Origin of the sequence: Pseudomonas chlororaphis subsp. chlororaphis, from assembly GCF_003945765.1 — a bacterium.
In the GTDB taxonomy this organism is placed as follows: Bacteria; Pseudomonadota; Gammaproteobacteria; order Pseudomonadales; family Pseudomonadaceae; genus Aquipseudomonas; species Aquipseudomonas chlororaphis.
The window spans coordinates 1,242,145-1,265,828 of sequence record NZ_CP027712.1; the positions used below are offsets into that span (position 1 = coordinate 1,242,145).

Annotated in this window: 20 protein-coding genes; 11 read left to right on the plus strand and 9 right to left on the minus strand. The window is 65.2% G+C overall.

Annotated features, from left to right (window positions below):
- Positions 1 to 21: 21 nt before the first annotated feature.
- On the plus strand, positions 22 to 1,731 hold the full coding sequence (recJ, locus tag C4K27_RS05505; RefSeq protein WP_053259755.1) for a single-stranded-DNA-specific exonuclease RecJ: 1,710 nt from the start codon (positions 22 to 24) through the stop codon (positions 1,729 to 1,731).
- A gap of 294 nt (positions 1,732 to 2,025) precedes the next feature.
- Complete coding sequence (locus C4K27_RS05510) at positions 2,026 to 3,132, plus strand: NADH:flavin oxidoreductase/NADH oxidase (protein ID WP_009042333.1); 1,107 nt, start codon at positions 2,026 to 2,028, stop codon at positions 3,130 to 3,132.
- Positions 3,133 to 3,348: 216 nt separating this feature from the next.
- On the opposite strand, the gene C4K27_RS05515 is transcribed toward C4K27_RS05510, so the two are convergent.
- Positions 3,349 to 4,968, minus strand: coding sequence for a glucan biosynthesis protein D (locus C4K27_RS05515; RefSeq protein ID WP_053259756.1), 1,620 nt, complete (start codon positions 4,966 to 4,968; stop codon positions 3,349 to 3,351).
- 191 nt (positions 4,969 to 5,159) lie between these two features.
- On the opposite strand from C4K27_RS05515, the gene C4K27_RS05520 reads away from it, so the two are divergent.
- A complete protein-coding gene (locus C4K27_RS05520; protein ID WP_053259757.1) occupies positions 5,160 to 5,693 on the plus strand; it encodes a GNAT family N-acetyltransferase in 534 nt (177 codons plus the stop codon).
- Positions 5,694 to 5,755: 62 nt separating this feature from the next.
- On the opposite strand, the gene C4K27_RS05525 is transcribed toward C4K27_RS05520, so the two are convergent.
- Positions 5,756 to 6,052 (minus strand): hypothetical protein, encoded by a 297-nt coding sequence (locus C4K27_RS05525; RefSeq protein ID WP_053259758.1) that lies wholly within the window; start codon positions 6,050 to 6,052, stop codon positions 5,756 to 5,758.
- Positions 6,053 to 6,218: 166 nt separating this feature from the next.
- On the opposite strand from C4K27_RS05525, the gene C4K27_RS05530 reads away from it, so the two are divergent.
- Positions 6,219 to 6,647 (plus strand): hypothetical protein, encoded by a 429-nt coding sequence (locus C4K27_RS05530; protein ID WP_238437436.1) that lies wholly within the window; start codon positions 6,219 to 6,221, stop codon positions 6,645 to 6,647.
- Positions 6,648 to 6,775: 128 nt separating this feature from the next.
- On the opposite strand, the gene C4K27_RS05535 is transcribed toward C4K27_RS05530, so the two are convergent.
- From C4K27_RS05535 to C4K27_RS05565, 7 genes are all read right to left on the minus strand, one after another.
- Positions 6,776 to 8,200, minus strand: coding sequence for a gamma-aminobutyraldehyde dehydrogenase (locus tag C4K27_RS05535; RefSeq protein ID WP_053259760.1), 1,425 nt, complete (start codon positions 8,198 to 8,200; stop codon positions 6,776 to 6,778).
- A 142-nt stretch (positions 8,201 to 8,342) separates the two neighbouring features.
- Entirely contained in the window at positions 8,343 to 9,170 is an 828-nt protein-coding gene (locus tag C4K27_RS05540; RefSeq protein ID WP_053259761.1) for an ABC transporter permease, read from the minus strand.
- On the minus strand, positions 9,160 to 10,107 hold the full coding sequence (locus C4K27_RS05545) for an ABC transporter permease (protein ID WP_007927996.1): 948 nt from the start codon (positions 10,105 to 10,107) through the stop codon (positions 9,160 to 9,162). The genes C4K27_RS05540 and C4K27_RS05545 overlap by 11 nt, the downstream gene beginning before the upstream one ends.
- A gap of 1 nt (position 10,108) precedes the next feature.
- A complete protein-coding gene (locus C4K27_RS05550) occupies positions 10,109 to 11,146 on the minus strand; it encodes an ABC transporter ATP-binding protein (protein ID WP_053259762.1) in 1,038 nt (345 codons plus the stop codon).
- A 161-nt stretch (positions 11,147 to 11,307) separates the two neighbouring features.
- Positions 11,308 to 12,459 (minus strand): putative ABC transporter substrate-binding protein YdcS, encoded by a 1,152-nt coding sequence (gene ydcS, locus C4K27_RS05555; RefSeq protein ID WP_053259763.1) that lies wholly within the window; start codon positions 12,457 to 12,459, stop codon positions 11,308 to 11,310.
- 87 nt (positions 12,460 to 12,546) lie between these two features.
- Complete coding sequence (locus C4K27_RS05560; RefSeq protein WP_081002215.1) at positions 12,547 to 14,037, minus strand: gamma-aminobutyraldehyde dehydrogenase; 1,491 nt, start codon at positions 14,035 to 14,037, stop codon at positions 12,547 to 12,549.
- A 104-nt stretch (positions 14,038 to 14,141) separates the two neighbouring features.
- Positions 14,142 to 15,056, minus strand: coding sequence for a LysR family transcriptional regulator (locus C4K27_RS05565; protein WP_037035125.1), 915 nt, complete (start codon positions 15,054 to 15,056; stop codon positions 14,142 to 14,144).
- Between the two features lie 190 nt (positions 15,057 to 15,246).
- Here C4K27_RS05565 and C4K27_RS05570 point away from each other — a divergent pair, with 190 nt between their 5' ends.
- The 7 genes from C4K27_RS05570 (at position 15,247) to cheB (ending at position 23,651) form a co-directional block, all read left to right on the plus strand.
- Entirely contained in the window at positions 15,247 to 15,972 is a 726-nt protein-coding gene (locus C4K27_RS05570; protein WP_053259765.1) for a tellurite resistance TerB family protein, read from the plus strand.
- A 232-nt stretch (positions 15,973 to 16,204) separates the two neighbouring features.
- Positions 16,205 to 17,827 carry a methyl-accepting chemotaxis protein gene (locus tag C4K27_RS05575; protein WP_053259766.1) on the plus strand — a complete coding sequence of 541 codons (1,623 nt, stop codon included), beginning with the start codon at positions 16,205 to 16,207 and terminating at the stop codon, positions 17,825 to 17,827.
- Positions 17,827 to 18,363 (plus strand): chemotaxis protein CheW, encoded by a 537-nt coding sequence (locus tag C4K27_RS05580; protein WP_053259767.1) that lies wholly within the window; start codon positions 17,827 to 17,829, stop codon positions 18,361 to 18,363. Before C4K27_RS05575 ends, C4K27_RS05580 begins: the two co-directional genes overlap by 1 nt.
- Positions 18,360 to 19,631 (plus strand): CheR family methyltransferase, encoded by a 1,272-nt coding sequence (locus C4K27_RS05585; RefSeq protein ID WP_053259768.1) that lies wholly within the window; start codon positions 18,360 to 18,362, stop codon positions 19,629 to 19,631. Before C4K27_RS05580 ends, C4K27_RS05585 begins: the two co-directional genes overlap by 4 nt.
- On the plus strand, positions 19,628 to 20,308 hold the full coding sequence (locus C4K27_RS05590; RefSeq protein ID WP_053259769.1) for a chemotaxis protein CheW: 681 nt from the start codon (positions 19,628 to 19,630) through the stop codon (positions 20,306 to 20,308). Before C4K27_RS05585 ends, C4K27_RS05590 begins: the two co-directional genes overlap by 4 nt.
- Positions 20,305 to 22,641, plus strand: a complete 2,337-nt coding sequence (locus C4K27_RS05595; RefSeq protein WP_053259770.1) for a hybrid sensor histidine kinase/response regulator — start codon at positions 20,305 to 20,307, stop codon at positions 22,639 to 22,641. Before C4K27_RS05590 ends, C4K27_RS05595 begins: the two co-directional genes overlap by 4 nt.
- Positions 22,638 to 23,651, plus strand: coding sequence for a chemotaxis response regulator protein-glutamate methylesterase (cheB, locus tag C4K27_RS05600; protein WP_053259771.1), 1,014 nt, complete (start codon positions 22,638 to 22,640; stop codon positions 23,649 to 23,651). The genes C4K27_RS05595 and cheB overlap by 4 nt, the downstream gene beginning before the upstream one ends.
- The last annotated feature ends 33 nt before the right edge of the window (positions 23,652 to 23,684 follow it).

Genomic DNA, 23,684 nt, shown 5'->3' on the forward strand with positions numbered 1-23,684 from the left:
AAGAGAAGCTTCTGTCACCCCATGCGTATCGAACCTCGTGAGTTGCCCGCCACCCTGCCGTTTCTCGGTGATCTGCCGCCGTTGCTGACCCGCCTGTACGCCGCCCGTGGCGTGCAGTCCGAGGCCGAGCTGGACAAGAGCCTGGCGCGGCTGATCCCGTTCCAGCAGCTCAAGGGCATCGAGGCGGCAGTCGATTTGCTGGTGACGGCGCTGGAGCAGCGCGAACGCATCCTGATCGTCGGCGACTTCGACGCCGACGGCGCTACCGCCAGTACCGTGGGGCTGCTCGGCCTGCGCCTGCTGGGCGCGGCCCATGTCGATTACCTGGTGCCGAACCGTTTCGAATATGGCTACGGCCTGACCCCGGAAATCGTCGCGGTGGCCCTGGAGCGCAAGCCCCAGCTGCTGATCACCGTGGACAACGGCATCTCCAGTGTCGAGGGCGTGGCGGCGGCCAAGGCGGCCGGGCTGAAAGTGCTGGTCACCGACCACCACTTGCCGGGCCACGAGTTGCCGGCGGCCGACGCCATCGTCAACCCGAACCAGCCCGGCTGCGAGTTCCCGAGCAAGGCGCTGGCCGGCGTCGGGGTGATCTTCTATGTGCTGATGGCGCTGCGCGCCCGCCTGCGCAGCCTTGGCTGGTATGAAGCCAAGCCGCAGCCGAATATCGGCGAGCTGCTGGATCTGGTGGCGCTGGGCAGCGTGGCCGACGTGGTGCCGCTGGACGCCAACAACCGCATCCTGGTGCACCAGGGGCTGGAGCGGATTCGCGCCGGGCGCGCGCGGCCGGGGATCAAGGCGATCCTCGAAGTGGCCAAGCGCGAGGCGTCGCGTATCACCTCCACCGACCTGGGCTTCATCCTTGGCCCACGGTTGAATGCCGCCGGTCGCCTGGACGATATGAGCCTGGGCATCGAATGCCTGCTCAGCCATGACATGGCCCTGGCGCGGGAAATGGCCAGCCAGCTGGACGAGTTGAACCAGGACCGCAAATCCATCGAGCAGGGCATGCAGCGCGAAGCCCTGGCCCAGCTCAAGGACTTGCCGGTGGAGTCGATGCCGTTCGGCCTGTGCCTGTTCGAGCCCGACTGGCACCAGGGAGTGATCGGGATTCTCGCTTCGCGGCTGAAGGAGCGTTACCACCGGCCGACTATCGCCTTTGCCGACGCCGGCGAAGGCATGCTCAAGGGTTCGGCGCGTTCGGTGCCGGGCTTTCATATCCGCGATGCCCTGGACGCGGTGGCGGCCAAACATCCGGACCTGATCAGCAAGTTCGGCGGTCACGCCATGGCTGCTGGCCTGTCGCTGCCGGAGCAGAATTTCCCGGCCTTCGCCGAGGCCTTCGATGCCGAGGTGCGCCGCCAGCTGCGCGAGGAAGACCTGACCGGGCGCCTGCTGTCGGACGGCACCCTGGCGGTGGAAGAGTTCCACCTCGAACTGGCCCGCGCCCTGCGCCATGCCGGGCCCTGGGGCCAGCACTTTCCCGAGCCGCTGTTCCATGGCGTGTTCCAGCTGGTGGAGCAGCGGGTCGTCGGCGAGCGCCACCTCAAGGTGGTGCTGCGCAGCGAATGCGGTTCGGTGAAGCTCGATGGCATTGCCTTCGGCATCGACCGCGATATCTGGCCGAACCCGACCATCCGCTGGGTGGAACTGGCCTACAAGCTAGACCTCAACGAGTTCCGCGGCCAGGAAACGGTGCAACTGATGATTGCCCATATCGAACCGCGCTGATCCGCGCGGACGCTTTCGCGGGCAAGCCTCGCTCCTACGAACGGTGGGCGCTGCTTCTGTAGGAGCCAGGCTTGCCGGCGAAGAGGACGCTGCGGTGTACCAGGCCGGGCACTGACAAAGTGCATCGGAACCCTGCTGGTCGCGCCGTTGTCGACTAGGCTCTAAACACTGCTTGATTGGCCTTGTGACGTTTTGTCCTTTTTCTCCCGCGGGGGCGGGCGCTGTTCCTTTCCAGTCACTCGTCGACTTTTCAAACAGAACCCTGGAGCCTGACCACTGATCGAGAGGTGCCCCATGAGTCTGCTGCTTGAGCCCTATACCCTTCGTCAACTGACCTTACTCAACCGCATCGCGGTATCGCCCATGTGCCAGTACTCCAGCGTAGATGGACTGGCCAATGACTGGCACCTGGTGCACCTCGGCAGTCGTGCCGTGGGCGGCGCCGGACTGATTTTCACCGAGGCCACGGCGGTCACCGCTGACGGGCGCATCACCGCCCAGGACCTCGGCCTGTGGAACGACGAACAGATCGCACCCTTGCAACGCATCACCCGGTTCATCACCGCCCAGGGCGCGGTCGCCGGCATCCAGCTGGCCCACGCCGGACGCAAGGCCAGCACCCATCGGCCATGGCTGGGCAAGCATGGCAGCGTCAAGCCCGAGGAGGGCGGCTGGGTCCCGGTTGGCCCTTCGCCGATTGCCTTCGACCCGCAACATACGCCGCCGACCCAGCTCGACGAAGGGCAGATCGCCGCGATCGTCCAGGCCTTCGTCGATTCGGCCAAACGCGCCCTGGTCGCCGGTTTCAAGGTGGTCGAAGTGCATGCTGCCCATGGCTACCTGCTGCATCAATTCCTCTCGCCCCTGAGCAATCAGCGTCGCGACCAGTACGGTGGCTCCTTCGATAACCGCATTCGCCTGGTCCTGCAGGTGTGCGAGGCGGTGCGGGCGGTCTGGCCGGAAGAATTGCCGCTGTTCGTCCGGGTGTCGGCCACCGACTGGGTGGAGGACGGCTGGAATCCGGACGAAACCGTCGAGCTGGCATGCCGCCTGAAAGCATTGGGGGTGGACCTGATCGATGTCTCGTCGGGCGGCACCGCGGTCAACGCCGAAATCCCCACCGGCCCGGGCTACCAGACCCGCTTCGCCGAACGGGTGCGCAAGGAGTCGGGGATCGCCACCGGCACCGTGGGCATGATCACCGAGCCGGCCCAGGCCGAGCATATTCTGCGCACCTGCCAGGCCGACATCATCTTCCTCGCCCGGGAGCTGCTGCGCGACCCGTACTGGCCGCTGCATGCCGACGACGACCTGAGCGGGCACAAGGCGATCTGGCCGGCGCAGTACCAGCGCGCGACCCATCGCGACCAGCCGATTCACGAGTCGGATCTGCGCGAGTGAGCTGCGCGGAGGCATAAAAAAACCGGCCTGTGAGGGCCGGTTTTTTTATGCCGTGTCGTGTAACCGCGAGCTGTAGCCGCTGCCGCAGGCTGCGATGGGCCGCGTAGCGGACCGCCTCTGGACACAACGGTCGATCGCTCCATCCGAGGCGCCCGTTTACGACCGGTTCCCGGTCGATCGCAGCCTGCGGCAGCGGCTACAGGCGATAGTGCTTGCTCAGCTGTACTTGCGCTTGTCCGGTGCCGGCGGGAAGTACTGGTACAGCCAGGTTTCGCTCAGGGTGCGATCGTTGCTGCGAATGAACAGCCGCAGTTCCACCGGATCGACGCTGTCGTTGGTCGGGTACCAGTCGAAGAGCACGCGATAACCCTGGATCTCGTCCAGCTTCAGCACGTGGAAATCCTTGACCTGACCGTTCGACGCAGTGACCACCGGCTCGATGCCGGTGCCCTCCGGCAGCCGCTCCAGCCCGCCGCCGTTGAAGTCCACGGCGAAGCGCCGGGCCCAGACCGGCGGATAATGCTCGCCCGGGGCCCAGCCCTCGACGAAGCCGCCCATGCCCGAACGGGTGGCGTTGACCCGCGCCAGCGGCGTGCCCACCGGTGGCAGGGCGCTCCAGTACAGCTTGTAGCCGTAGTTCAGCGAATCCCCGGCGGCCAGCGGTGTTTTCGGGGTCCAGAAGGCCACGATATTGTCCAGGGTCTCGCCGGTGGTGGGGATCTCCAGCAGGTCGACCGAGCCTTCGCCCCAGGCGGTGGTCGGCTCGACCCACAGGCTCGGGCGCCGGCTGTACCAGTCCACGGTGTCCTGATAGTTGGCGAACTCATGGTCGGTCTGCACCAGGCCGAAACCCTTCGGGTCCTTGTCGGCGAAGGCGTTGAACTGCAGGGTCGCCGGGTTGTTCAGCGGGCGGCAGATCCACTCGCCGTTGCCGCGCCACATGGCCAGGCGGTCCGAATCGTGGATCTGCGGATGGATGGTGTCGCACATGCGCCGCTCATGGGTGCCGCAGCTGAACATGCTGGTCATCGGCGCGATGCCCAGTTGTTCGATGGCGGTGCGGGCGTTGACGTACGCATCGACGTCCATCACCACGCGCTCGGCCTGGCAGTCGATGTCGAAGCGGTAGGCGCCGGTGGCGCTGGGCGAATCGAGCAGGGCATAGACCACGAAACGGGTGCTGTCCTTGTCCGGGGTCTCGAACCAGAACTGGGTGAAGTCGGGGAATTCTTCACGCTTCTTGGCGTAGGTGTCGATCGCCAGGCCGCGGGCCGAGAGGCCGTACTGGCCGGTCTTGTCCACCGCGCGGAAATAGCTGGCGCCGAGGAAGGACACCACATCGTGCCTGTCCAGCTCCGGGGCCTTGAACAGCTTGAAGCCGGCAAAACCCAGGTCGCCCTTGAGCTGCGCGGTGTCGACGCTGGTGTTCTGGTAGTTGAACAGCGACGGGCGGAAATGCACTTCCCGCGCCTGCCGGCTCTTGGCGTCGACGCTGTGCATGCGCACCGGCTGCTTGAAGCCCATGCCGACGTGGAAGAACTGCACGTCCAGCTGGCCGTTCAGCTCCTTCCACAGCGAGTGGTTGCCGTCGTACCGGATCGCGTTGAAGTTCTGCGGGGTCATGGTTGCCAGGGTCGGCGGCAGCACCTGCTTGGTGTCCACGTAGGGTTTACCGGCCAACTGCTTGGCCCGGGCCTTGAGAATCTCGAAATCGAAGGCCTGCGCCTCGCCGTCGGCGGCGCCCGCCCAGGCCCGGGTGGCCAGCAGACCCGTGGCCGACAGGCCGGTGTAGGCGGCCAGCGCCATGGATGCTTTCAGAAGATGCCTGCGATGCATAAGTGAACCTTGTCAGGAGATCCCGAGCCCTTCCTGGCTGCGCTGGATCGGAAATGGAGGTTCGGTCATGCCTTCGGCCAAACACAACGGACTTTTAACAGCGGGCGGATAGAATAATCGGTTCGCCCGAGGCAAAAAATGCCCCGCGTGTATCGATACGTAAAACCACGGACGGCTTCAGGAAAACCAAGATGCTCAATGAACGCCCTTTGACCCCGCAAGACATCCCGCTGTTCAAACTGATTGATCGTGCAGAGCTGATCGAGGCGTTCTACCGCCTGCAGGACGGGCAACTGCTGGGTTATCCCCAGCGCGAGGTGGTGACCGGCTGGCCGCCCGGCGAAGCCGAGCATGACGCGCGGGTCTTGCAGGCGTGTGAACAGCGCGGCGGCTGGCTGTATGGGGTGTTCGACGAACACCGGCTGGTGGCCGCGGCGGTGGTCGATTGCCTGGTGATCCACAACGCCGGCCTGCAGCTGCGGCAGTTGAAGTTCCTGCATGTCAGCCAGGCGTATCGCGGGCGCGGCCTGGGCCAGCGCTTGTTCGGCCTGGCCGCCGAGCAGGCACGGCGCATGGGCGGCGAGGGGCTGTATGTCTCGGCCACGCCGTCGCGCAACACTGTGGATTTCTATCGCCGCCTGGGCTGCGAGCTGTTGGCGGCCCCCGATCCAGAGCTGTATCGCCTGGAGCCCGAGGATATCCATCTGTACCTCAGGTTGCCCTGATTTTCAGCGGGTTGGCACCAGGTCGGCCGGTTGGATGAACGGCATCAGTGATTCGTGGGCTCCTACTGACTCAAGGGCATGAGCCACGGCACGGCACACAGCACCAGCACGCAGCCCAGCCACAGGCCCAGCCAGCAATAGTGGGCCGGCATGCCGCAGGCGTGCCAGCCTTTGGCGGCGGCATACACCAGGCTGACCTGGATCAGCACCAGGGACAGGACCCCGGTGGGGATCGCCAGGGCCGAGATAAAAGGCGCGGCGACGGCGCCGGTCAGTACCAGGCCGAGTTGCAGGGCGGCGAACGGCAGCACCAGCCAGACGGCCACTTGCAGCATCAGGCTGACGATTCGCGAGGGCATGGGCGCATCCTGGCTGCCGGAGGAATTTCAGCGCTGCGGGCTGCGAAGCCAGGCGCTTTGTGGCGGCGGATGGTGCCGCAACTTGATCGGCTTGGCCAGACCTCGTTCAATAGCCGCCTTTCAAGGAGATCGGGCAAATGAATTGCAGTTTTTCGGCGGGCGCGCGATGAAGTACAGGAAGGCGCTGACGGTGCTGGTTTTACTGCTGTTCGCCTGCGCGCTGGTGTTCGTCTGCGCCTTGAACACCGTGCTTGAGCGCAAGCCCTATTCGAGCACCAGCCCCTCCGGCCGTTACCTGCTGCAGCATGCCTCGGCCGGTGGCCTGCTGGTGCCCTTCGGCGGCCTGGGCTACTTGCAAATCATCGACCTCAAGGAGCCGCAACGGGTCTATCGCACGCCCTTGATCGAAGACTGGTCGCTGGACCTGCGGATGTACGAGGACGACAACAGCATCAGCATCTTTGGCCTGGAGTTCATCAAGGCCAGCAAGACCTACATCCTTCAGTGGCCGGACTGGGAGCACCACTGGCTCGATAGGTTCATCAGCAACACGCCCTACGAGTTCTGTGCTGAAACCGACGGTAATTGCTATTAGCCGGGCCGGCGGAGGCGCCGCCGGGCCTGGCCACATCGTTGTTTCATGCGTGTCGTGACCATCGCGGGCAAGCCTCGCTCCTACGAACCTGTACAACCCGTAGGAGCGAGGCTTGCCCGCGATGCCGGTCAGTGCTTGAACATCACATGGCGCACGACGGTGTAGTCCTCCAGCCCGTACAGGGACATGTCCTTGCCGTAGCCGGAGAGCTTCTGCCCGCCGTGGGGCATTTCGCTGACCAGCATGAAGTGGGTGTTGACCCAGGTGCAGCCGTATTGCAGGCGTGCCGAGAGGCGGTGGGCGCGGCCGACATCGGCGGTCCACACCGAGGAGGCCAGGCCGTACTCCGAGTCGTTGGCCCAGCCCAGGACCTGGGCCTCGTCGGTAAAGCGGGTGACCGAGACCACCGGCCCGAACACTTCGCGGCGGACGATTTCGTCGTCTTGCCGGGCGTCGGCCAGCACCGTCGGTTCGAAGAAGAAGCCGTTGCCGTCCACCGCCTTGCCGCCAGTGACCAGGCGGATGTGCGGCTGGGCGATGGCGCGCTCGACGAACCCGGCCACGCGGTCGCGGTGCTGGGCGCTGATCAGCGGGCCCAGTTCGGTGCCCGGGTCGCCCTGCAGGCCGTACTGGATGCTGGCGACCGCCGCGCCGAGCTTCTCGACGAAGCGCTCATAGATACCCTCCTGGGCATAGATGCGGCAGGCAGCGGTGCAATCCTGGCCGGCGTTGTAGAAACCGAAGGTGCGGATGCCTTCCACGGCGGCGTCGATGTCGGCGTCGTCGAAGATGATCACCGGTGCCTTGCCGCCCAGTTCCATGTGCAGGCGTTTGACGCTGTCGGCGGTGCTGGAAATGATGTTCGAGCCGGTGGCGATGGAGCCGGTGAGCGACACCATGCGCACCTTCGGATGGGTCACCAGCGGTTGGCCCACGGTGGCGCCGCGGCCGAACACCAGGTTCAGCACGCCGGCGGGAAAGATCGCCGCCGCCAGTTCGGCCAGGCGCAGGGCGGTCAGCGGGGTCTGCTCCGAGGGCTTGAGTACCACGGTATTGCCGGCGGCCAGGGCCGGGGCGATTTTCCAGGCGACCATCATCAGCGGGTAGTTCCACGGCGCGATGGAGGCGATCACCCCCACCGGGTCGCGACGGATCATCGAGGTGTGCCCCGGCAGGTATTCGCCGCCGGCCGAACCGCTGAGGCAACGGCTGGCGCCGGCGAAGAAACGGAACACGTCGGCAATCGCCGGGATCTCGTCGTTCAAGGCCGCGCTCAGCGGCTTGCCGCAGTTGTCCGACTCCAGCCGGGCCAGCTCCTCGCCATGGGCTTCGATGCTGTCGGCCAGCTTGAGCAACAGCAGCGAGCGTTCTTTCGGCACGGTTTGCGACCAGCTCTGGAACGCCGCGTCGGCGGCGCGCACCGCGGCATCGACCTGGGCTTCGCTGGCCTCGTTGATTTCCACCAGCACCTTGCCCAGCGCGGGGTTGAAAACCGCCTGGGCAGGGCCTTCGCCGCTGACCAGTAGGCCGTTGATCAAGAGTTTGGTTTGCATGGCTGTTCTCCTGAAATATCTGTTGGATGTTCTGCGATCTGTAGCCGCTGCCGCAGGCTGCGATAAGGCCGAAGGCCTTCAGCGAACCGGAGGGCGCCACGACCCTGCGGGTCGATCGCAGCCTGCGGCAGCGGCTACAGGGTTATTTCCCGCCACTGCCCGCCACGCTTTCGCCGCCGCGGGTCAGGTAATAGGCGCCGAGGATCGGCAGCATGGTCACCAGCATCACCAGCATGGCGACGACGTTGGTCACCGGTACATCCCGCGGCCGGCTGAGCTGGTTGAGCAGCCACAGCGGCAGGGTGCGTTCATGGCCGGCGGTGAAGGTGGTGACGATGATTTCGTCGAACGACAGGGCGAACGCCAGCATGCCGCCGGCCAGCAACGCCGAGCCGAGGTTCGGCAGGATGATGTAGCGGAAGGTCTGCCAGCCGTCGGCGCCCAGGTCCATCGAGGCTTCGATCAGGCTGTGGGAGGTGCGGCGCAGGCGGGCGATCACGTTGTTGTAGACAATCACCACGCAGAAGGTCGCGTGGCCGACGATGATGGTGAACATCCCCGGCTCGATCCCTAATGTCTTGAAGGTTGCCAGCAAGGCGATGCCGGTGATGATCCCGGGCAGGGCGATGGGCAGAATCAGCATCAGCGAAATCCCCTGTTTGCCGAAGAACTCCCGCCGGTACAACGCCGCCGAGGCCAGGGTGCCGAGGACCATGGCGATCAGGGTGGCGATGGCGGCGATCTGCAACGACAGTTTGATGGCCTCGAGCACGTCAGGGCGGGCGAAGGCCACGCTGAACCACTTCAGGGTGAAGCCCTGGGGCGGAAAGCTGAAGGCCGCGTCTTCGGTATTGAAGGCGTAGAGGAAGATGATCAGGATCGGGAAATGCAGGAACAGCAGCCCGCCCCACGCGGCAAGGCGCAGGCCCAACGAGGCGTGTTCTCCATGCTTGGCTGAGTCAGAGTGCATCGAAGGCCCCCAGGCGTTTGACGATGGACAGGTAAATGGCGATCAGCACGATCGGCACCAGGGTGAAGGCGGCGGCCATCGGCATGTTGCCGATCGCCCCTTGCTGGGCGTAGACCATGCTGCCGACGAAGTAGCCGGGTGGGCCCACCAGCTGCGGCACGATAAAGTCGCCCAGGGTCAGGGAGAAGGTGAAGATCGAGCCGGCGGCGATGCCCGGCACCGACAGCGGCAGGATCACCTGCATGAAGGTCTGGCGCGGCTTGGCGCCGAGGTCGGCGGAGGCTTGCAGCAAGGACGGCGGCAGGCGTTCCAGGGAGGCCTGGATCGGCAGGATCATGAACGGCAGCCAGATGTAGACGAACACCATGAAGCGCCCCAGGTGTGAGGTCGACAGGGTGCTGCCGCCGACCCCGGGAATCCCCAGAATGAACTGCAACAGCGGCTCCAGCCCCAGGTGCTGGACGAACCACTGGGCCACGCCGCCCTTGGCCAGCAGCAGGGTCCAGGCGTAGGCCTTGACGATGTAGCTGGCCCACATCGGCAGCATCACCGCGATGTAGAAGAACGCCTTGGTCTTGCCGCTGGTGTAGCGCGCCATGTAGTAGGCGATGGGGAAGGCGACTACGGCGCTGGCGAGCGATACGGCGATGGCCATGCTCAGGGTGCGCAGGATGATGTCGAAGTTCGACGGCTGGAACAGCGCGGCGAAGTTGGCCAGGGTCAGGTCCGGGGTGACCGCCATGGTGAAGTCGTCGAAGGTGTAGAAGCCCTGCCAGAGCAGGATCAGCAAGGAGCCCAGGTAAATCGCGCCGAACCAGAGCAGCGGCGGCACCAGCAGCAGCGCCAGGTACAGGTTCGGCCGTCGGTACAGCAGGTTGGAAAAGCGCCGCAGCGGCGAGCCGCCGGGGCTTTGGGAAGTGATCGCCAGGGTGTTCATGTCACACCCCGCTCGCCAGGGTATCGGCCAGCGGGATCATCGCTGCGCGGGCCCAGCGCGCGCTGAGGCGTTGCCCGGTCTGGTGCTGGGCGCCGCTGTCCAGCCATTGGTCGTTGGCCCGGCTGATGCTGAGGGTCTGGCCGTTGTCCAGTTGCAGTTCGTAGCGGGTGGCGCTGCCCTGGTACTGGATATCGTGCAGCAGGCCGCTGACTTCGATCTCGTGGCTGGGCAGCGGGCCTTCGGCGAAACGCACATGTTCCGGGCGGATCGAGAAGGGCCGCTGGCTGCCGCTCAGGCGTTCGGCCAGCTCGCCGCGAATCACGTTGGAGGTGCCGACGAACTCGGCGACGAAGGTGGTGGCCGGTTTCATGTACAGGTTGCGCGGGCTGTCGACCTGCTCGATGCGGCCCTTGTTGAACACCGCCACGCGGTCGGACATCGACAGGGCTTCGGTCTGGTCGTGGGTGACGAAGATGAAGGTGATGCCGAGCTGGCGCTGCAGCTTCTTCAGTTCGCCCTGCATCTGTTCGCGCAGTTTCAGGTCCAGCGCCCCCAGGGGTTCGTCCAGCAGCAGGACCCGCGGCCGATTGACCAGCGCCCGGGCCAGGGCCACGCGCTGGCGCTGGCCGCCGGACAGCTGCACCGGCTTGCGCTCGCCGTAGCCTTGCAGGGCGACCATGGCCAGGGCCTCTTCGGCGCGCTTGAGGCGTTCGGCCTTGGCGACGCCTTTGACTTTCAGGCCGTAGGCCACGTTGTCGCGCACGTTCATATGGGGAAACAGCGCGTAATCCTGGAACACGGTGTTGACGTCGCGCTGGTAGGGCGGCAACCCGGTGGCTTCGGCCCCGTGGATGTGGATCGAGCCGGCGCTCGGCTGTTCGAAACCGGCGATCAGGCGCAGGCAGGTGGTCTTGCCCGAGCCGGAAGGGCCGAGCATGGAAAAGAACTCGCCGTCCTGGATATCGATGGACACCCGGTCAACGGCCTTCACCTCGCCGAACTGCCGGGAAACGTTGGTGAACTGGACTGCAAGCGTCATGGTGCGGTGCTCCGGGAAAGCGCGGAATCAGGTTTGGCGAAGAGCGCAGGAACCTGTAGCCGCTGCCGAAGGCTGCGATCGACCCCGAAGGGGGCGCAGGATCTTGAGATCGCTGAAGGCCTTCGGCCTTATCGCAGCCTGCGGCAGCGGCTACAGGGAACTCACCTGCCGCCCATGATTGCGATGTAATCCTGGGTCCAGCGGCTGTACGGCACGAACTTGCCGCCCTCGGCCTGCGGGGTTTTCCAGAAGGCGATCTTGTCGAACTGGTCGAAGCCGTTGGTCTTGCAGCCCTCGGCGCCCAGCAGTTGGCTTTCCTGGCAGGCCGCCGGCACGGCTGGCAGCGAGCCGAACCAGGCGGCGACATCGCCCTGGACCTTCGGCGTGAGCGACCAGTCCATCCATTTGTAGGCACAGTTGGGGTGCTTGGCCTCGCTGTGCAGCATGGTGGTGTCGGCCCAGCCGGTGGCCCCTTCCTTGGGAATGGTCGAGGCGATCGGCTGTTTCTCGTTGATCAGGCCGTTGACCTGATACGGCCAGGAGCTGGCGGCGACCACGCCTTCGTTCTTGAAGTCGCTCATCTGTACCGTGGTGTCGTGCCAGTAGCGGTGGATCAGCGGTTGCTGGGCGCGCAGCAGGTCGAGCACCGCCTTGTACTGGGCCTCGGTCAGTTCGTAGGGGTTCTGGATCCCCAGTTCCGGTTTCGTGCTCTTGAGGTACAACGCGGCATCGGCGATGTAGATCGGCCCGTCATAGGCCTGCACGCGGCCCTTGTTGGGCTTGCCGTCCGGCAGGTTCTGCGCGTCGAACAGCACGCTCCAGCTGGTCGGTGCCTGCTTGAAGACCTTGGTGTTGTACATCAGCACGTTCGGGCCCCACTGGTAGGGCGTGCCGTAGGTCTGCTTGTCGACCACGTACCAGGGCGCGTCCTTGAGGCGCGGGTCGAGGTTTTTCCAGTTGGGAATCAGCGCGGTGTTGATCGGCTGCACGCGCTTGCCGACGATCAGCCGCAGGGAGGCGTCGCCGGACGCGGTGACCAGGTCGTAGCCGCCCTTGGCCATCAGGCTGACCATCTCGTCGGAGGTGCCCGCGGTCTTGACGTTGACCTTGCAACCGGTCTCCTTCTCGAAGCCGGTGACCCAGTCGTAGTTCTTGTCGCTCTCGCCACGTTCGATGTAGCCGGGCCAGGCCACGATATCCAGCTGGCCTTCGCCGGCACCGACGGCCTTGAGCGGTTCGGCGGCCTGGAGGCTGGCGCTGGCCAGCAGGGCGGTGGTGATTGCACTGAGCAGTGCGGTCTTGTGCACGAACATGGGGAAACCCTCTTCTTCAAATTATGGTCGGGGCAGTTGTGAGCGTGGTGGAGCGCGCCCTAAGGGCTTGTTATTAGCTTAGTGCCGTTATTCCAGGTCATTGCCGTGGCGGGCCATGATGTGGCGCACCACGCTGTAGTCCTGCAGCGAATCGCTGGACAGGTCCTTGCCGTAGCCGGAGCGTTTCAAGCCGCCGTGGGGCATTTCGCTGGCCAGCATGAAATGGCTGTTGATCCAGGTGCAGCCGTATTGCAGGCGGGCTGCCACCTGCATGGCCTTGTCCAGGTTCTGGGTCCAGACCGATGAGGCCAGGCCGTATTCCGAGTCGTTGGCCCAGTCCACTGCCTGCGCCAGTTCGTCGAAACGGGTGACGGTGACCACCGGGCCGAACACTTCGCGCTGGACGATTTCATCCTGCTGCCGACAGCCGGCCAGCAGGGTCGGCTGGTAATAGAAGCCGGCGCCCGAATGCACCGCCGCGCCGGTCACCCGTTCGATATGCGGCTGGCCCAGGGCGCGTTCGACGAAGCTGGCCACGCGGTCGCGCTGGCGAGTGCTGATCAGCGGGCCGATCTCGTTGTCGGCATCGCGCTTGCCGGCGAACCGCAGGCTGCTCACGGCGGCGCCCAGTTCGGCCACCAGACGGTCATGGATCCCGCCCTGGGCATAGATCCGGCAGGCCGCGGTGCAGTCCTGCCCGGCGTTGTAATAGCCGTAGTTGCGCACGCCCTCGACCACGGCCTGCAGGTCGGCGTCGTTGCAGACGATCACCGGGGCCTTGCCGCCCAGTTCCAGGTGCGTGCGTTTCAGGGTTTTCGAGGCGGCCTGGAGGATCTTCTGCCCGGTGACGATATCGCCGGTCAGCGACACCATGCGTACCTTGGGGTGGCTGACCAGGTGGCTGCCCACGCCTTCGCCACCGCCGCAGACAATGTTCAGCACGCCGCGCGGCAGCAGTTCGGCCAGGGTCGGCGCCAGGGCCAGGATCGACAGCGGGGTATGCTCCGACGGCTTGAACACCAGGGTATTGCCAGCGGCCAGGGCCGGGGCGATCTTCCAGGCGGCCATCATGATCGGGTAGTTCCACGGCGCGATGGACGCCACCACGCCGATAGGGTCGCGCCGCACCATGCTGGTGTAGCCCGGCAGGTACTCGCCGGCGAGCTGGCCGGTCTGGCAGCGCACGGCGCCGGCAAAGAAGCGGAATACGTCGACGGTGGCGCCCAGATCGTCCTGGCGCGCCAGGTGCAGCGGCTTGCCGCAGTTCAGCGATTCCAGGCGGGCCAGGTGGTCGGCCTGCTTTTCCACGGCATCGGCAATCGCCAGGAGGATGTTCGAGCGTTGCTGGGGCGTAGTGCGCGACCAGTCGGTAAAGGCGCGGTGGGCGGCGAGGATCGCGCCTTCCACCTGTTCGCTGCTGGCCTCGGCGATCCGGGTCAGCACTTCGCCGGTGGCCGGGTTGAGGATAGGTTCGACAAGCCCCTGGCCGGCGACCAATTCGCCATCGATCAACAAAGCGGTGGACAACGGAGTCTGCGCGCCAGCCATTTTCCGGGTTCTCTTTTCTTGTATGGCCATGGTGCTCTCCAGTGACGGAGGCCCGGCCCTCTCTGGACGGATGATCAGAGACTAGTGGCGGGGCCGGTGCTCGACAAATACCAAATACTGAATGCAGCGTTCGATTAAATAGATGGCTTGCGCCCGCCGTGGGGCTGTTCACGAGCCACGGTCAGGAACGGGTCGACCAGCGCCGGGCGCGCCGTGCCCCGGCGCCAGGCCAGGCCGACATCGAGGGTCTGGCTGAGGTCGGCGATGGGCCGGGCTTCGATGATGTCGCCCTCCAGCGACCAGGGGCGATAGGTCATGTCCGGCTGGATCGACACCCCAAGCCCGGCCGCCACCAGGCTGCGTACTGCTTCGGTGGAGGCGGTGCGCAGGGTGATGCGCGGTTGCAGGCCGGCACCGGACCACAGGCGCTGGGCATTGCGGTCCATTTCATCGACGTTGAGCTGGATCAGCGGCTCGCGAGCGACATCCGCCAGGCTGATGCTGTCGTGTTCCAGCAGCGGGTGCTGGGCGGGCAGCCACAGGCGGTGGGGGGAGTGGGTCAGCACTTCGGTCTGCAGGGCGTGGCGGTCTTCGAGATTGGAGAGGATCAACACCCCGACGTCGATTTCGCCGCTGACCAGCAAGTGCTCGATGTAGGGGCGCTCATCCTCCATCACGCGGATTTCCACATTGGGGTAGGCGCGCTGGAAACGCGTGAGCAAGTCCGCCAGGTAGTAACCGGCGACCAGGCTGGTCACGCCGACGATCAACTGGCCGGCCACCTGGTCGGTGCTCTGTTGCAGGCTGCGCTTGGCATTGTCGACCGTGGCCAGGATCAGGTGCGCCTGGCGCAGGAACTGGTGGCCCTGGTGAGTCAGGGTCATGCCCTTGGCATGGCGGTTGAACAGGTTGACGCCGATTTCCTGTTCGAGCTGCTGGATCGCCAGGGTCAGAGTCGACTGGGAAATGAACACCGCCTGGGCGGCGGACGAGATCGAGCCGGTCTCGGCCACGGCGATAAAGTGACGGATCTGGCGCAAGGTCATCATGGGCAATCACCGGTCAGGCGGTTTTATCGATTTTTTCGAGTGTATATCTTTTTAATCGAAGGGCTGCCCAGGCGTATGGCCGGGCCCGGCGAAGCAACATCTGGAAGCACACTCGAGCCCAGGATCGGGGCACTTCGATCTAGGCTGGTGGCCTTATTGATTCGATCAACTCAAGTTGCTGGAGGTTTGGATGAACACCCGTGGATTGCTCGATCAATTGCTCAAGTCTGGTCAGGACCTGTTGCAGAACAAGGCCGGGGCGCAGCAGAACAAGGCATCCGCTGCCGACAAGGGCGCGCTGGGCGGGTTGCTCGGTGGCGGTTCCGGCGGGCTCGGCAGCCTGTTGTCCGGTGCTGGCGGCGGGGCGTTGGCGGCCGGCGCCATGGGCCTGCTGCTGGGCAATAAAAAAGCCCGCAAATTCGGTGGCAAGGCGCTGACCTATGGCGGCCTGGCGGCGCTGGGCGTGATCGCCTACAAGGCCTACGGCAACTGGCAGGCGCAGCAGGCCGGCGCGCCGAAAAGCGAGCCGCAGACCCTCGACCGCCTGCCCGCGCAACAGGTCGAACAACACAGCCAGGCGATCCTCAAGGCGCTGGTGGCCGCGGCCAAGGCCGATGGCCATATCGACGAGCGCGAGCGCGCCCTGATCGAAGGTGAGTTCACCCGGCTGGACAACGATCAGGAGCTGCAGCACTGGCTGCACGCCGAACTCAACAAACCCTTGGACCCGGCGGATGTGGCGCGGGCCGCCGGCACCCCGGAAATGGCCGCGGAAATGTATGTCGCCAGCGTGATGCTGGTGGACGAGGAAAACTTCATGGAAAAGGCCTATCTGGATGAGTTGGCGCGTCAACTCAAGCTGGAGCCGGGGTTGAAACTCGAACTGGAAAAACAGGTGCGCCAGGCCAATCTTTGACGCCAGTCGGGCGTGCGCTGGAGAAAGCTTCGCACGCCCTCTTTGATGGCTAAAATGCCCTCTGCTTGTGCCGGATCATCACTGGCGGCGCTCGAGTCATCTGGCGGAAAGTAGCCCTCCAGAGCGGACCCTGCCTTTCGCTCTGAGTGAGACGTGGTGCGCAATACGCTGATAAATGATGGCACGCCCTCGGCTATACTCCCCACCATTTGAATGGCCCCGAGGACTGACTGTGAAGAACTGGACGTTGCGCCAACGCATTTTGGCGAGCTTTGCGGTGATTATCACCATCATGCTGCTGATGGTCATAGCCTCGTACTCCCGTTTGTTGAAGATCGAGGCCGGCGAAGACCGCATGCGCTCCGATGCCATTCCCGGGGTCTATTTCAGTTCGATGATTCGCGGTTCGTGGGTCGACAGTTTCCTGCATACCCAGGAAATCATCGGCCTGAACGAAGGCAAGGGCGTCAGTGCCAAGGACGAGGCCGATTTCAAAAGCTTCGAGCAACGCCTGCAGAAATACATGGCCAGCTACAAGGACACGCTTCGCGGTGAGACCGACCAGCTGGAGTTCGACGAGTTTGAAAAACGCCATCAGGAATTTCTCAAGATCCAGGCCATGGTCCTGGATCTGCATCGGCGTAATCAGGAAGCCGAGGCTGTCCGCGTGTTCCATGACCAGTTGACGCCCACCTGGATCGCCGGTCGGATGAAACTCAACGACATTATCGACGAGAACAAGGGGGTCGCCGATTCGGCCGCCTTGCAGATCGACGATGCGGTGGCCGCGGCCAAAGTCACCATGGGCGTTTCCCTGCTGGTGGCGGTGCTGGCGGCGGGCCTGTGTGGCCTGTTGCTGATGCGCGCGATCATGGCGCCGATGAACCGTATCGTGAAGATCCTCGACGTCATGCGCACGGGCGATCTGACCAGCCGCCTGAACCTGGATCGCAAGGACGAATTCGGTGCCGTGGAAACCGGCTTCAACGACATGATGACCGAGCTCAACTCCCTGGTGTCCCAGGCGCAGCGCTCCTCGGTCCAGGTCACCACCTCGGTCACCGAGATCGCCGCCACCTCCAAGCAGCAACAGGCGACCGCTACCGAGACCGCGGCGACCACCACCGAAATCGGTGCGACCTCCCGGGAAATCGCGGCTACCTCTCGCGATCTGGTGCGCACCATGACCGAAGTCTCCACCGCCGCCGACCAGGCTTCGGTGCTGGCCGGCTCCGGCCAGCAGGGCCTGGCGCGGATGGAAGAAACCATGCATTCGGTGATGGGCGCGGCCGACCTGGTCAACGCCAAGCTGGCGATCCTCAATGAGAAGGCCGGCAACATCAATCAGGTGGTGGTGACCATCGTCAAGGTCGCCGACCAGACCAACCTGCTGTCGCTCAATGCCGCAATCGAAGCCGAGAAAGCCGGCGAGTACGGGCGCGGCTTTTCCGTGGTAGCCACTGAGGTGCGGCGCCTGGCGGACCAGACCGCGGTCGCCACCTACGATATCGAGCAAATGGTCCGGGAGATCCAGTCGGCGGTCTCGGCCGGGGTCATGGGCATGGACAAGTTCTCCGAAGAAGTGCGCCGCGGCATGGCCGAGGTGCAGCAGGTCGGCGAGCAGCTGTCGCAGATCATCCATCAGGTCCAGGCCCTGGCGCCGCGGGTGTTGATGGTCAACGAGGGCATGCAGGCCCAGGCCACCGGTGCCGAGCAGATCAACCACGCCCTGGTGCAACTGGGCGATGCCAGCAGCCAGACCGTCGAGTCGCTGCGCCAGGCCAGTTTCGCCATCGATGAACTGAGCCAGGTGGCGGTGGGGCTGCGCAGCGGCGTCTCGCGTTTCAAAGTCTGATGAACGAGCTCGCAGCGAAAGGCGGCGCAGGGACGGCGACGAAAGACACGCTGTTCCTGGTGTTCCGCATCGGTACCGAACGTTACGCCTTGCAGGCCATCGAGGTGGTCGAGGTATTGCCGCGCCTGCAACTCAAGCCGATTCCCCGGGCGCCGTCCTGGGTGGCCGGGGTCTTCGCCCATCGCGGCGCGGTGGTGCCGGTGCTCGACCTGAGTGCCCTGACCTTTGGCGAGCCGGCGCAGGAACGCACCAGCACCCGCCTGGTGCTGGTGCATTACCGCCCGCAGACGGCACAGCCCGCGCAGTTGCTGGGGCTGATCCTCGAGCAGGCCACTGACACCCTGCGTTGCAACCCGCAGGACTTCAAGGCCTACGGCCTGGATAACCGCAATGCGCCGTACCTGGGCCCGGTCTACGAAGACGCCCAGGGCCTGCTGCAATGGGTGTGTGTCGACGATCTGCTGGATGCCGAGGTGCGTGCGCTGCTGTTTCCCTCGCCGCCGCTGGATCTGGCGTTGCTCGGGGAGTCGTCATGAGCAGCGACCAGCGATTTTTCGATTTTCTCAAGGAGCGCATCGGTCTCGATGTGGCCTCGGTGGGCCCGGCGATCATCGAGCGCGCGGTGCGCCAGCGCAGCATCGCCCAGCAGGCGCCCAGCGCCGACCATTACTGGCAGACCCTGCAAGGCTCGCGGGATGAACAGCAGGCCCTGATCGAAGCAGTGATCGTTCCGGAAACCTGGTTTTTCCGTTACCCGGAATCCTTCGCGACCCTGGCCAAACTCGCTCGCTCGCGGCTCGCCGAACTCAAGGGCATGCGCGCCTTGCGCATCCTCAGCCTGCCGTGTTCCACCGGCGAGGAGCCGTACTCGATTGCCATGGCCCTGTTCGATGCCGGGCTGGCCCCTCATCAGTTCAAGGTCGAGGGGTTCGATGTCAGCCCGCTGTCGGTCGAGCGGGCCAGGCAGGCGGTGTATGGCAAGAACTCCTTTCGCGGCCAGCACAGCGATTTTCGCGAACGGCATTTCACCGCCGAAGATGAGCGCTACAGCCTCAGCGAGCGGGTGCGCGAGCAGGTGCGCCTGCAGGTCGGCAACCTGCTGGACCCGACCTTGCTGGCCAATGAGCCGCCCTACGATTTTGTCTTCTGTCGCAACCTGCTGATCTATTTCGATCAGCCGACCCAGCGCCAGGTGTTCGAAGTGCTCAAGCGCCTGACGCATGTCGACGGCGTGCTGTTCATCGGCCCGGCCGAAGGCAGCCTGCTGGGTCGCCTGGGCATGCGCTCGATCGGCATTGCCCAGTCCTTTGCCTTCAGCCGGCATAACGAACCCGAGCCCGAACCCGCGCCGGCCTTTGTCCCAAGCGCATTGCCGGCGCGCCAGCCGGTGCGCGGCATCGCGCCGCCCGTGCGCAGCCGGCCGTTTTCCAGTGCGGTGGCGAGCCAGCGCCCTGCGCCGACCAGACCGGCCAGCGATGCCGCGACGTTGCTGGCGAGCATCGCGGCCCTGGCCAACGAAGGCAAAAGCGCAGAGGCCCGGGTGGCTTGCGAGCATTACCTGGACACCCACGAGCCGGTGGCGCAGGTGTTCTATTGGCTGGGGCTGCTCAGCGACGTGGCGGGCGGCGCCCTGGAAGCCCAGGGTTTCTATCGCAAGGCCCTGTACCTGGATCCGCAGCACGCCGAAGCGCTGGCGCACCTGGCCGCCTTGCTGGCTTCCCAGGGAGACGTCGCCGGTGCCCGTCGATTGCAGGAGCGCGCGGCCCGCAGCGGCCGTGCAGCAGACAGTGAGCGTAAATCATGAGCGGCTCTGTTTCGTTGAACGTGACCCACGAAGATGCGCAGGCCATCGACGATTGCTGGAACCGTATCGGTATCCACGGCGACAAGAGTTGCCCGTTGCTGGCCGGGCATGTGCATTGCCGCAATTGCTCGGTGTATTCCGCCGCGGCCACCCGCCTGCTCGACCGCTATGCGTTGCAGCAGGAGCGCCATGAGCACGCGGTCGAGGCCGATACGGATGTCGTCACCCGTTCGTTATTGATGTTCCGCCTGGGCGAGGAATGGTTGGGCATTGCCACCCGTTGCCTGGTGGAAGTGGCGCCGCTGCAGCCGATCCATTCCTTGCCGCACCAGCGCTCGCGGGCCTTGCTGGGCGTGGCGAATGTGCGTGGTGCGCTGGTGGCGTGCCTGTCGTTGGTGGAGCTGCTGGGGCTGGACACCACCAGCACGGTCGTGTCGGGGGCGCGGGTGATTCCGCGGATGCTGATCATCGCCGCCCAGGGCGGCCCGGTGGTGGTGCCGGTGGACGAGGTGGAGGGCATCCATGCCATCGACGAGCGCACCCTGGACGCCGCCGCGGTTTCCGGCCAGCAGGCCAGTGCCAAGTACACCCGTGGCGTCCTGCAATGGAAGGGCCGCAGCCTGCGTTGGCTGGATGAAGAGCAGTTGCTGTCCGCCGTGACCCGGAGCCTGACATGACCCCTGATCAAATGCGCGACGCCTCGCTGCTCGAACTCTTCAGCCTGGAAGCCGAAGCCCAGACCCAGGTGCTCAGTGCCGGCCTGCTGGCGCTGGAGCGCAATCCGACCCAGGCCGACCAGCTGGAAGCCTGCATGCGCGCTGCCCACTCGCTCAAGGGCGCGGCGCGGATCGTCGGGGTCGACGCCGGGGTCAGCGTGGCCCATGTGATGGAAGATTGCCTGGTCAGCGCCCAGGAAGGGCGACTGTACCTGCGTCCCGAACATATCGATGCGCTGCTGCAGGGCACCGATTTCCTGATGCGCATCGCCACGCCGGGCAGCGAGGTCAGTGAGCAGAACATTGCCGCCTACGTGGCGCTCATGGAACAGTTGGTCGGCTCGCCGGGCGCGGCGCCTGCGGGCGTTGTCCTGCCCCGGATCGAGCCGCACCTGCCGCCCATGGCCGAGCTGCAAATGCAGGCTCCGCGGGTCGAACCCGAACCACAGGTCCCGCCGTTCGAGATGCCGCAGGAGGTATTGCAGGAGACGCTGCAAGAGACAGCCGCGGCGATTACGCACAAGGGCAAGAAGCTCGCCGAGGGGGGCGAACGGGTGTTGCGGGTCACGGCCGAACGCCTGAACAGCCTGCTCGACCTGTCGAGCAAGTCGCTGGTGGAAACCCAGCGCCTGAAGCCGTACCTGGCGGCCCTGCAGCGCCTCAAGCGCCTGCAGAGCAACGGCCTGCGCGCTTTGGAAAACCTCAATGGGCATCTCAAGGAGCAGGTGCTGGGCCTGGAGGCCCTCGAAGCCCTGGAAGATGCGCGGCGCCTGCTGGCGGAATCCCAGCAGGTGCTGACGGAGAAAACCGCCGAGCTGGATGAATTCGGCTGGCAGGCCAGCCAGCGCGCCCAGGTGCTCTACGACACCGCGCTGGCCTGTCGCATGCGGCCGTTCGCCGATGTGCTGGTGGGCCAGGTGCGGATGGTTCGCGACCTGGGGCGCAGCCTGGGCAAACAGGTTCGCCTGGAGGTCGAGGGCGAGAAGACCCAGGTCGATCGCGACGTGCTGGAAAAGCTCGAGGCGCCGCTGACCCACCTGCTGCGCAACGCGGTCGATCACGGCATCGAAACGCCCGAGCAGCGGCTGCTGGCGGGCAAGCCGGCCGAGGGCCTGATTCGCCTGCGCGCTTCCCACCAGGCCGGGCTGCTGGTGCTGGAGCTGAGCGATGACGGCAATGGCGTCGACCTGGAACGGGTGCGCCAGAGCATCGTCGAGCGCCAGCTGTCCCCCGCCGAGACCGCTGCCCAGCTGAGCGAAGAAGAGCTGCTGACCTTCCTGTTCCTGCCGGGCTTCAGCCTGCGGGACAAGGTCACCGAGGTCTCCGGTCGCGGTGTCGGCCTGGACGCGGTGCAGCACATGGTGCGTCAGTTGCGCGGCGCGGTGCAGCTGGAGCAGGTGGCGGGGCAGGGCAGTCGTTTCCACCTCGAAGTGCCGCTGACCCTGTCGGTGGTGCGCAGCCTGGTGGTGGAGGTCGGCGAAGAGGCCTATGCCTTCCCGCTGGCGCATATCGAACGCATGTGCGATCTGGAGCCCGACGACATTGTCCAGCTGGAAGGACGCCAGCATTTCTGGCACGAAGGCCGCCACGTCGGCCTGGTCGCGGCCAGCCAGTTGCTGCAACGTCCGGCGGGGCAGAACAATGAGTCCACGCTCAAGGTCGTGGTGATTCGCGAGCGCGACGCGGTCTACGGCGTGGCGGTCGAGCGTTTCATCGGCGAGCGGACCCTGGTGGTGCTGCCACTGGACGACCGCCTGGGCAAGGTCCAGGACATTTCCGCCGGGGCCTTGCTTGATGACGGCTCCGTGGTGCTGATCGTCGACGTCGAGGACATGCTGCGTTCGGTGGACAAGCTGCTCAATACCGGCCGCCTGGAACGCATCGCCCGGCACAACCGCCATCAGGCCGAGACGGCGCGCAAGCGCATCCTGGTGGTCGATGACTCGCTCACCGTGCGTGAGCTGCAACGCAAGCTTTTGCTCAACCGTGGTTATGACGTAGCGGTCGCCGTCGACGGCATGGATGGCTGGAACGCCTTGCGTTCGGAAGACTTCGACCTGCTGATCACCGACATCGATATGCCCCGAATGGATGGGATTGAATTGGTCACACTCCTGCGCCGTGACAATCGCCTGCAGTCGTTGCCGGTGATGGTGGTTTCCTACAAGGATCGCGAAGAGGACCGGCGCCGTGGACTGGATGCCGGGGCCGACTATTATCTAGCCAAAGCCAGTTTCCATGATGACGCCCTGCTGGATGCGGTGGTGGAGCTGATTGGAGGAGCGCGGGCATGAAAATCGCGATCGTCAATGACATGCCCATGGCCGTGGAGGCCCTGCGCCGGGCCCTGGCCTTCGAACCCGCGCATGAAGTGGTGTGGGTCGCGACCAATGGCGCCGAGGCGGTCGAGTACTGCGCCCAGCTGACGCCCGACCTGATCCTGATGGACCTGATCATGCCGGTGATGGACGGCGTGGAGGCGACCCGCCGGATCATGGCCGAAACCCCTTGCGCTATCGTGATTGTCACGGTGGATCGCCAGCAGAACGTGCATCGGGTGTTCGAGGCCATGGGACATGGTGCGCTGGACGTGGTCGATACACCGGCCCTGGGGGCCGGCAATGCGCAGGAAGCGGCGGCGCCCTTACTGCGCAAGATCCTCAATATCGGCTGGCTGATCGGCCAGCAGCGTGGCAGCCACGTGCGTTCGGCACCGGTGCCGATGCGCACCATGGCGCAACGCCAGGGCCTGGTGGCGATCGGTTCGTCCGCCGGTGGCCCGGCGGCGCTGGAAGTGTTGCTCAAGGGGCTGCCCGCCGACTTTCCGGCCGCCATCGTGCTGGTGCAGCACGTCGACCAGGTGTTTGCCGCGGGCATGGCCGAATGGCTGAGCAGCGCCTCCAGGCTCAAGGTGCGCCTGGCCCGCGAAGGTGAGCCACCGCAGAGCGGCACGGTACTGCTGGCCGGGACCAATCACCATATCCGGCTGTTGAAGAACGGCACCCTGGCCTACACCGCCGAGCCGGTAAACGAGATCTATCGGCCATCGATCGATGTGTTTTTTGAAAGTGTCGCCAGTTACTGGAATGGCGATGCGGTCGGCGTACTGCTGACCGGCATGGGCCGCGATGGCGCCCAGGGCCTGAAACTGATGCGCGACCAGGGTTATCTGACCATCGCCCAGGACCAGGAGAGTAGTGCGGTGTATGGCATGCCCAAGGCGGCCGCTGCCATCGACGCTGCCGTAGAGATTCGCCCACTGGACAAGATCGCTCCACGATTGCTGGAGATATTTGCCAAATGACCGACAAACGCAGCTGTCCTGGCCAGGTAGCAA

Excerpts from the sequence above, each read along its gene's own strand:
- recJ (WP_053259755.1), top strand. The coding sequence starts at position 22 with ATGCGTATCGAACCTCGTGAGTTGCCCGCCACCCTGCCGTTTCTCGGT.
- C4K27_RS05510 (WP_009042333.1), top strand. The coding sequence starts at position 2,026 with ATGAGTCTGCTGCTTGAGCCCTATACCCTTCGTCAACTGACCTTACTC.
- C4K27_RS05515 (WP_053259756.1), bottom strand. The coding sequence starts at position 4,968 with ATGCATCGCAGGCATCTTCTGAAAGCATCCATGGCGCTGGCCGCCTAC.
- C4K27_RS05520 (WP_053259757.1), top strand. The coding sequence starts at position 5,160 with ATGCTCAATGAACGCCCTTTGACCCCGCAAGACATCCCGCTGTTCAAA.
- C4K27_RS05525 (WP_053259758.1), bottom strand. The coding sequence starts at position 6,052 with ATGCCCTCGCGAATCGTCAGCCTGATGCTGCAAGTGGCCGTCTGGCTG.
- C4K27_RS05530 (WP_238437436.1), top strand. The coding sequence starts at position 6,219 with ATGAAGTACAGGAAGGCGCTGACGGTGCTGGTTTTACTGCTGTTCGCC.
- C4K27_RS05535 (WP_053259760.1), bottom strand. The coding sequence starts at position 8,200 with ATGCAAACCAAACTCTTGATCAACGGCCTACTGGTCAGCGGCGAAGGC.
- C4K27_RS05540 (WP_053259761.1), bottom strand. The coding sequence starts at position 9,170 with ATGCACTCTGACTCAGCCAAGCATGGAGAACACGCCTCGTTGGGCCTG.
- C4K27_RS05545 (WP_007927996.1), bottom strand. The coding sequence starts at position 10,107 with ATGAACACCCTGGCGATCACTTCCCAAAGCCCCGGCGGCTCGCCGCTG.
- C4K27_RS05550 (WP_053259762.1), bottom strand. The coding sequence starts at position 11,146 with ATGACGCTTGCAGTCCAGTTCACCAACGTTTCCCGGCAGTTCGGCGAG.
- ydcS (WP_053259763.1), bottom strand. The coding sequence starts at position 12,459 with ATGTTCGTGCACAAGACCGCACTGCTCAGTGCAATCACCACCGCCCTG.
- C4K27_RS05560 (WP_081002215.1), bottom strand. The coding sequence starts at position 14,037 with ATGGCCATACAAGAAAAGAGAACCCGGAAAATGGCTGGCGCGCAGACT.
- C4K27_RS05565 (WP_037035125.1), bottom strand. The coding sequence starts at position 15,056 with ATGATGACCTTGCGCCAGATCCGTCACTTTATCGCCGTGGCCGAGACC.
- C4K27_RS05570 (WP_053259765.1), top strand. The coding sequence starts at position 15,247 with ATGAACACCCGTGGATTGCTCGATCAATTGCTCAAGTCTGGTCAGGAC.
- C4K27_RS05580 (WP_053259767.1), top strand. The coding sequence starts at position 17,827 with ATGAACGAGCTCGCAGCGAAAGGCGGCGCAGGGACGGCGACGAAAGAC.
- C4K27_RS05585 (WP_053259768.1), top strand. The coding sequence starts at position 18,360 with ATGAGCAGCGACCAGCGATTTTTCGATTTTCTCAAGGAGCGCATCGGT.
- C4K27_RS05590 (WP_053259769.1), top strand. The coding sequence starts at position 19,628 with ATGAGCGGCTCTGTTTCGTTGAACGTGACCCACGAAGATGCGCAGGCC.
- C4K27_RS05595 (WP_053259770.1), top strand. The coding sequence starts at position 20,305 with ATGACCCCTGATCAAATGCGCGACGCCTCGCTGCTCGAACTCTTCAGC.
- cheB (WP_053259771.1), top strand. The coding sequence starts at position 22,638 with ATGAAAATCGCGATCGTCAATGACATGCCCATGGCCGTGGAGGCCCTG.